At 42.4% G+C, this 1,582-nt stretch carries 2 protein-coding genes; one reads left to right on the top strand and one right to left on the bottom strand.

Annotated features, from left to right (window positions below):
- The first annotated feature begins 722 nt into the window (after positions 1-722).
- Positions 723-1,022, top strand: a complete 300-nt coding sequence (locus tag L2W36_RS27210) for a hypothetical protein (protein ID WP_236112067.1) — start codon at positions 723-725, stop codon at positions 1,020-1,022.
- Positions 1,023-1,194: 172 nt separating this feature from the next.
- Here the strand turns inward: L2W36_RS27210 and L2W36_RS27205 are convergent.
- Positions 1,195-1,582 (bottom strand): ATP-binding cassette domain-containing protein (locus L2W36_RS27205; RefSeq protein ID WP_329605686.1); only part of this gene is annotated, 388 nt, incomplete at its 5' end.

Genomic DNA, 1,582 nt, shown 5'->3' with positions numbered 1-1,582 from the left:
CAGGAACTGTGAGCCTGTTGGCGAAGTCCACCTAAATCCAGAAAGAGAAGCTGCTTAATAAGCAAGCAAATGATGACAACTACCTTGAAAAACGCCGTTCGCCCCTAAACGTTTTTAGAGCATAAGAAACTATCAATAGATTAATTTGTGTGTAAGCCTGTTGAACCAGTTTTTTAGTTCCAGGTACGACAAAGCCACAGGCAATGCCTATGGCTTTGTAAACAGCTACAGAAGGTTTGTCATTCAATTCATTCTGTGTGCAGCGTCGAGTGTTTAATCACCAATGCATATGGGAGGGAAAACACCTAGACTTATCGTATGTCCTCGGTGGTCTGCTTTGCAATTAAGCCAAGTTCAATTCGATACAATTACTTCTGGCCAGACAGTAAATCGTAACTCCAAGAAAAAGCAGGGATACCCGAGGCTCTCAAAGTTAGTTTAAAGCTAAGAACCGTATGTGGCAAGCTTACTTCTGCCCCATTCTGCACCAGCGTCAATTGAGCCAGTTCCCTTTTGCTCTGCCTCATGACTTAGTTTTTACTAATACGTTTAACGTGTCTACATAAGAAGGATACTTCGCTGAGTAACAATGAAAATTCAGCGACTTTGTTAATTGCTCAGTTGCCTATAGGACAGCTATAATTTCAGCTACTACTTAGTTGTTATTTGGTACTGGCTAACTTCCAAGTAATGATTAGTCTTATCAGCGACAGGAGTTCACAATGAAAGTTTATGGACAAAAAACGATAGAGGTCGTTGTTGATCGATGTTGTGATATCTGTGGTACTAGCGTGATGGTCGTCGATTCAAATGGCGTTAAGTTAGAAGAGGTTGGTGAACTGACTGCTAACTGGGGATTTGGGTCAAAAATGGACGGTATTACCCACCACCTTGATATGTGTGAAAGTTGTTTTCAAGTTGCATTATCTGCTCTAAAGGGGCATCGTAGAAGCATTGTGATGTTCGATGATGAGCAAGACCTTCCCGATGAAAAATTTGGTCAACAACCTGTTGGTGGCTAAAATCAGACTCGCTTGTTAGTGAAAAAAGCCGTTTCCCAATTGTGCAACAGCCTGTTGCACAAATCAGTCAAAATCAAAAATGCCCCATTCCTTGCTAGCTCATTTACTCATTGGTAAATTGTGCCACTGACGTTACCGTACTTTTCCTCATGGATGGCGACTCAGCAAAACCCTACTTAAACACTTCAGCTTGAATATAGTGTTTTAAGAAAAGTGCAGTATGAGAGTTGGACTTTTCTATAAGTGTTTTTGGTGTACCCTCAAACAGGATCTCCCCACCTTTTTCACCACCATCGGGGCCGACGTCGATAATCCAATCGGCTTTGGTCATCACATCTAGGTTGTGCTCTATAACAATGACCGTATTGCCCTTTGTTACGAGTTTTTCAAAGATACTGATAATTCTTGCCGCATCGGAAACGTGCAACCCCGTTGTTGGCTCATCGAGGATGTAAACATTGCCAGTTTTGTGTAGCTCACTCGATAACTTCACTCGTTGGCACTCACCACCAGACAGGGAGGCTAACGGTTGACCAAGTGTTAGATAACCCAGTCCGACT

The sequence above is a fragment of the Vibrio sp. McD22-P3 genome (assembly GCF_021568915.1).
Classification (GTDB): domain Bacteria; phylum Pseudomonadota; class Gammaproteobacteria; order Enterobacterales; family Vibrionaceae; genus Vibrio; species Vibrio mediterranei.
Note: the sequence above shows the minus strand (reverse complement) of the source record. Positions and strands in the feature narration are given on the sequence as shown.

What these genes read in the sequence shown, in the direction of transcription:
- L2W36_RS27210 (WP_236112067.1), top strand. Translation starts at nt 723, where the DNA reads ATGAAAGTTTATGGACAAAAAACGATAGAGGTCGTTGTTGATCGATGT.